Origin of the sequence: Pseudomonas rustica, from assembly GCF_018336155.1 — a bacterium.
GTDB classification, from domain to species: domain Bacteria; phylum Pseudomonadota; class Gammaproteobacteria; order Pseudomonadales; family Pseudomonadaceae; genus Aquipseudomonas; species Aquipseudomonas rustica.
Genome location: NZ_JAGYHF010000017.1, coordinates 85,178 through 91,638, shown reverse-complemented (window position 1 = coordinate 91,638; position 6,461 = coordinate 85,178). Strand labels below are relative to the sequence as shown.

The window sequence follows — 6,461 nt, the reverse complement described above, 5'->3', positions numbered from 1 at the left end:
TCGCCCAAACACCTCGGTCAGTCCCCTCTCCCTCCGGGAGAGGGTTAGGGTGAGGGGCTGTTGATTCACGCTTTGAAGCTTAAGTTCGGCTCGGTATTGCACGTCGGCGTATTTCGCCCAAACACCTCGGTCAGTCCCCTCTCCCTCCGGGAGAGGGTTAGGGTGAGGGACTTTTTCAGTTGTGGGTGGGGGGGGGATATTTCGTGGTTATCCAGTGCGCAGTTCACCGCAAGTTCGGCGAGCATGATGATTTGCTGGATCGCCAGAATCGTCCTTCGCTGCGGCAGTTCGATGTAGGCGGCGATGTCGCTGGTCATGAGGCTGGCTTGGGCCAGGGATTCGCAGGCGTGGACCAGCAGGCTTTCGTTGTTTTGGTCGGGGGCGACCTGGAACATGGTGCTGGGTTTGTGGAAGCGCAGGGTGAGTGCGTTGGGTTTGAGGTAGTGATCGAGGGCGCGTTCGGCGGCTTCGTGGAATCTTTTTGAGCCGGGGAATTCGTAGGGGGTGGTGTCTTCCGCTGTGGGCGGATTGGGGGTTGGTTTGATCATGGTGAAGCTCCGAATGATGAGTGGGGCTGTCACTCTCAATCGCCGCGACGCGACAAAGGGTGGCAGCTGTACGCAGGTTCGCGGACCGAGCCATTCGGCAATCTCGGCATACCCGAAGGTATCCCGCGCACAGCCACCATCAAACCAAACAACAAGCACCTGAGCGCTCCCGTTTGGGTCGGCGATTATGCATCAAATCGAATGAACTGCTCGGGCCGCGACGCCCGTTCGCTGAATTTGCAGCGACCCTCAGAGCCTATCCACCCCACTTCCGAGGCACAACCGACGCGACTTGTGGGAAAAACTCCGTTCAATTACCAGCATTTGTAGGACGAGCAAATTTCCCACAGCCAACCCATTCCACCCTGTAGGAGCTGCCGAAGGCTGCGATCTTTTGATCTGGCTTTTAAAAATCAAAGTCAACAGATCGCAGCCTTCGGCAGCTCCTACATGGATATGTGGTGCACAAAAAAGGCGATGTCCCTCACGAGACATCGCCTTTGTTTTACCGCCGTTAAAGCTTATTCCGGCAGTTTGTAGGCAATGATGTAGTCGCCCATTTTGGTGCCCAGCGAACCGTGACCACCTACAACCAACAGAACGTATTGCTTGCCGTCCTTGCCGGTGTAGGTCATCGGGGTCGCTTGACCACCCGCCGGCAGACGCGATTTCCACAGCTCTTTACCGCTGTTCACGTCGTACGCGCGCAGGTACTGGTCGAGGGTGCCGCTGAGGAAGCCGACGCCGCCAGCCGTGACCATCGAGCCGCCCATACTAGGCACGCCCAGGGTGAAGCCGATCGGGATTGGCGAGCTGTCGCGGCTGGTGCCGTTTTTGCGTTTCCACACGACTTTGCCAGTGGTCAGGTCGATACCGGCAACGTAGCCCCAGGCCGGGGCCTGGCACGGTACGCCGAGTGGCGACATGAACGGGTGCATGATCACGGCGTATGGCGCGCCAGTGTTCGGTTGCACGCCAGCGGTTTCGCTTTCGCGTTTGCTGCCGGCGGCGACTTGCTCGCGTGGCACCATTTTCGAAACGAAGGCCATGTAGTTCGGGCTGGTGAACAACATTTGGCGAACCGGATCGACCGAAACGCCGCCCCAGTTGAACACGCCAACGTTACCCGGGTAGATCAGGCTGCCCTGTTCCGACGGCGGGGTGTACTGGCCTTCGTAACGCAGTTCTTTGAACTGGATGCGGCACAGCATCTGGTCGAACGGGCTCGCGCCCCACATGGCTTTTTCGGTCAGTTCCGGGGCCAGCAGGTTGAGGTCCGAACGGGCCTGGGTCGGTGCGGTGTGGTCGCCTTTCACGGCGCCTTGCGGTACCGGGATTTCCTTGATCGGAATGATCGGCGTGCCGTCACGACGGTCGAGGACGTACAGGCTGCCCTGTTTGGTCGGGGCGATCAGCGCCGGTTTCACGCCGTCGGCGGTTTTCATGTCGAGCAGGGTTGGCTGGCTGCCAACGTCCATGTCCCACAGGTCGTGGTGGGTGAACTGGTAGTTCCAGCGCACTTTACCGGTGGCCAGGTCCAGAGCAACGATACCGGCGCTGAATTTCTCGGCGCCCGGGGTGCGGTCAGCGCCCCACTGGTCTGGAGTCTGGTTGCCCAGTGGCAGGTAAACCATGCCGAGTTTTTCATCGACACTGGCCAGCGACCACATGTTCGCCGAGTTGCGGCTGTAGGTTTCGCCCGGTGCCAAAGGCTCGGTGGCGTCTGGCTTGTCGCTGTCCCAGTTCCATACGAGGTGACCGTCGTGCACGTCGAAGGCGCGGATCACGCCCGATGGCTCGTTGGTCGATTCGTTGTCGGTGACGTGACCGCCCATGATCACCAGATCACGAGTAATCGCGGCCGGCGAGGTGGAGTAGTAGCCACCAGCGGTGAACGGGCCGATGCCTTGGGTCAGGTCAACCACACCGTTGGTGCCGAAGCCTTCGCAGATTTTGCCGGTGTCGGCGTTCAAGGCGATCAGGCGGGCATCAGCGGTTGGCAGGTACAGACGACGCGGGCAAGCCTGAGCAACGGCTTTGCCGGCTTCGGAAATCACAGCCGAGGCTGCGTTTTCAGTTTTGGCGTACGCGGCTTCGTCGTAGTACGACACGCCACGGCAAGTCATGTGGGCGAAGCCTTTGAAGCCGACCGGGCTCTTGATCTGCGGGTCGAAGCGCCACAGTTCTTTGCCGGTGTCCGGATCCAGGGCCAACACTTTGCTGTGCGCGGTGCAGGCGTAGACCATGCCGTTGGCTTTCAGCGGGGTGTTTTCGTTGGTCAGCTCGACCGGGTCATCCGCCGTCGGCAGGTCGCCGGTCTGGATGCGCCAGGCTTCTTGCAGCTTGCCGACGTTGGCCGGGGTGATCTGCTTCAGCGGCGAATAACGGTCACCGAATTCGGTGCGGCCGTAGGCCTGCCAGTCGCCATCCGGCATCGCTGGTGCGGTGCTGCTGGTGTCGGCGGTGTCGCGGCCCAGTTCACCGAAGGTTTCGCCCGGGTGGGTGAACAGGCTGATCAGCGCGGTGAGACCGGCCAGAACCACGGCCACAGTCAGACCGCGAGTGCCCATCGGCGCCGGGCCGTCAAGCAGCAGCGGACGACGGAACCACGGCAGCAACATCACGAAGCCGAGGACGAACCACAGGGCCAGACGTGGCACCAGTTGCCACCAGTCCAGACCGACTTCCCACAGCGCCCAAACGGTGCTGGCAAACAGGACGATGGCGTACAGGCCCAGCGCCGCACGGCGGCCCAGCAGCAACAGGATGCCGGACAGCGCAATGCCGATACCGGCCAGCAGGTAGTACAGCGAGCCGCCGAGCATGCTCAGCTTGACCCCACCGGCCAACATGGCCAGGCCCATCAGCAGAAGCAGAATGCCGAGCAGACTCGGTAGCAGACGGCTTCGACTCGAAGCACTTTCGGTGCTCATAGTGTGATTCTCCGTGACGTTTCAAGTAGTCCCGCGCAGTAGTCACTGTAGATGACGATTGAGCGTGGGCATGGTTCAGATAAAAACTTGTCTAGCTAACGAATTTCATCTGTAGGAGTGAGCCTGCTCGCGATAGCGCTGTTTCAGTCACTGGAGATGTCGCCTGAAACACCGCTATCGCGAGCAGGCTCACTCCTACAGGGGATCTGTGTGTTGCTTTAGAACGAGGACTGGATCTTGATCCCGCCGATCAGGGCGTCGTCGACGTCGTTCACGCCACCGGGGTGGCGGATGTATTGCAGGTTCGGACGTATGGTCAGCCAATTTGTTACATGCACGCCGTAATACAACTCGGCGCTGTATTCGGTGTCTTGCGGTGGCAAGAACGCCGGATCGTCATAGTCGTAAACGGCGTTGGCCTGGTTGGTCGCTTCGGCGTTTTTGCGGTACGCCGGGTTGACGTGCACGCGGGCGAGGGCGAAACCGATGTCGTCCTTGGCGCGCGCGTCGAACGGGCCTTTGTAGGTGATGCCGGCCTGCACGTAGTTGTCGATCGCGTTGGTTTTCTTGTCGTGCATCGTGCCGTTGGCGAACACGCTCAAACCGCGACTGTTGTCGCTGGCAACGCTGGTGACTTGCTGCTGAATACCCAGCCACACGCCGTGTTTGCTCGACGCGCTGCGATAGGCTTCGCCGCTGAGGGCCGCCGGTTGGCCGTTCTGATCTTTATAAGCGTCAGTGGCTTTGGCGTTGCTGTAGTAGTAACCGGCGCGGTATTCGCCCGGCAGGCCGTTGAGCTTCGGCGTCCACACCAGTTCGATCGGCAGGATCGCGCCCTGGGTGCCGCTGCCGCTGAGTTTGAAGCCGTTGCCGCGATCAAGGTTCGACGGGTTCTGCTCATAGGCACCGACCTGCGCGTACAACTCTGGGGTCAGGTGATATTTGACGCGCAGTGCCCATTGGCTGACCGGCCAGTTGTACCAGATGCCGCCGACCCAGTTGCCGACCTGCGAGCCGCAGAACGCGAGGTTCTGGAAGTCGCACGGGAAGCTGTTGAAGTCTTCGCCCTCGCCGAAACGACCAACCTTGATGTCGAGTTTCTGATCGAAGAATTTCTGCTGATACCACATCTGCGTCAGGCGCGTGGTCTGGCCACGGCCCCAGACTTCCTGGGCCGAAGTGAAGCCGCCGACGCGCGGATCGTTGATGCGATCGTTGCTGATGTTGTTGCCGCTGCGTTTGGTGATGGTCAGTTGAAACTCGGCATCGTCCCAGCCGAGGATCTTTTGCAGATCCAGGTGTGTGCCCAAACCGAACTGATCGCTGTAACGCGCGGTGCGGTCATGGTCATAGCCACCGTGCAGGTTGCTGCCCATTTCGCCGGTGTAATCGAGCTTGAAGTCGTAGCCTTTTTCCGAGAGTTCGGTGCGCGTGCCGTTCCAGTCACCGAGCATGTACGGTGATTCACTGTCGAACGCGGGAGCCGCTTGGACGCAAGTGGCGAGGCCAAGGGCGGTGCAGCCACCGATGGCGCGCAGGGCTGAGATAGCGCTGTCTCGGGAGAAGGAAAAATCGGGCATGAATAAGTCTTTTTTTGGTGTTTTCGGGGTGCAAACTGAGCGCTTCAATATGTCGCAGGCAGTGAAGCGATTCAGCTGAAGGGCGGCAGGATAATGATCTGTAACAAAAAGACAAAGGCCTTTTGTGAACATGCATCCTTTCAGATTTGGTAACAGTGCAAAAAGATCGCAGCCTTCGGCAGCTCCTACATTGAAATGCGTGCACCAGTAGGAGCTGCGGAACGCTGCGATCTTTTGACCTTGACCTACATTTGAAGGAAGCCCTTCCACCGAACCACCCCCTCGGCTAAGGTGCGCGGCTTCCGCATTTTTCACTTCGCCCAAAGGCCTGGCATGAACGACCAAACCCCCGATCCGCTGCACGGCGTCACCCTCGAACAGATCCTCAACGCTTTGGTGACTCATTACGAATGGTCGGGGCTGGCCGAGCGCATTGATATTCGCTGCTTCAAAAGCGATCCAAGCATCAAGTCGAGCCTGACGTTTCTGCGCAAAACCCCGTGGGCGCGGGAGAAGGTCGAGCGTCTGTACGTGAAGTTGATGCGCACCAAGCGACCACTCTGAGATGGACGCCGTCTGGCGCCATCGCCTGATCACCTGCGCGGCCGTTTTAGGTTGGGCGGGATTGGCTATTCAGCTGTACCTGATTTTCTTCGCACGCTTGAGCGTCAGCGCCAGTCTGTTGGGCGGGCTGGTGAGCTTTTTCAGTTACTTCACGATATGGACGAATACGCTGGTGGCGACGGTGCTGACGTGTGCAGTGACCGAGCGTGAGTCCGCCGCACGCCGTTGGTTTCTACAGCCGTGGGTGAGCAGTGGGATTGCCGTGAGCATTGTCGTGGTCGGCCTGGCCTACAGCATTTTGCTGCGGCATTTGTGGCACCCGGAAGGTTGGCAGTTTGTTGCCGATGAATTGCTTCACGACGTGATGCCGCTGCTGTTTTTGGGGTATTGGTGGGTGTGCGTACCGAAGGGCACGTTGCGCCTGTGGCATATACCGTTGTGGCTGATTTATCCGCTGGTGTACTTCATCTACGCCTTGCTGCGCGGGCATTTGCTCGGCGCGTATGCATATCCGTTCATTGATGTGGCGGTGCTGGGTTATCCACAGGTGTTTATCAATGCCGGGGGGATATTGCTGGGGTTTGTGGTGATTGGGTTGCTGGTGATCGGCCTCGACCGCTGGCGCGCAACCCGATCTTTAGATCAGTGATGAACCGGTGGTAAATGAGAAACCTGTGGCGAGGGGATTTATCCCCGTTGGGCTGCGAAGCGGCTCCAAAACATTCTATGAGTTGTGTCAGGTAATCCGCAGTGCCCGGTTTCAGGGCTGCTTCGCAGCCCAGCGGGGATAAATCCCCTCGCCACAGGTCATCACTAACCACAGGTGATCAGCAGAA

Annotated in this window: 4 protein-coding genes and 1 pseudogene; 2 read left to right on the top strand and 3 right to left on the bottom strand. The window is 59.4% G+C overall.

All coding sequences use genetic code 11. The features are described from left to right. Positions 1-194: 194 nt before the first annotated feature. From KFS80_RS25445 to KFS80_RS25435, 3 genes and pseudogenes are all read right to left on the bottom strand, one after another. Positions 195-548, bottom strand: a pseudogene (locus tag KFS80_RS25445) (DUF6124 family protein); the annotation flags it as partial. A gap of 521 nt (positions 549-1,069) precedes the next feature. Then, positions 1,070-3,481 carry a glucose/quinate/shikimate family membrane-bound PQQ-dependent dehydrogenase gene (locus tag KFS80_RS25440; protein WP_212546310.1) on the bottom strand — a complete coding sequence of 804 codons (2,412 nt, stop codon included), beginning with the start codon at positions 3,479-3,481 and terminating at the stop codon, positions 1,070-1,072. 218 nt (positions 3,482-3,699) lie between these two features. Then, entirely contained in the window at positions 3,700-5,061 is a 1,362-nt protein-coding gene (locus tag KFS80_RS25435; protein WP_212546309.1) for a carbohydrate porin, read from the bottom strand. Between the two features lie 333 nt (positions 5,062-5,394). Between KFS80_RS25435 and KFS80_RS25430 the strand changes: the two genes are divergently transcribed. Further along, positions 5,395-5,625, top strand: coding sequence for a VF530 family protein (locus KFS80_RS25430; RefSeq protein ID WP_008088485.1), 231 nt, complete (start codon positions 5,395-5,397; stop codon positions 5,623-5,625). 1 nt (position 5,626) lies between these two features. Continuing rightward, positions 5,627-6,274 (top strand): Pr6Pr family membrane protein, encoded by a 648-nt coding sequence (locus KFS80_RS25425; RefSeq protein WP_212546308.1) that lies wholly within the window; start codon positions 5,627-5,629, stop codon positions 6,272-6,274. The last annotated feature ends 187 nt before the right edge of the window (positions 6,275-6,461 follow it).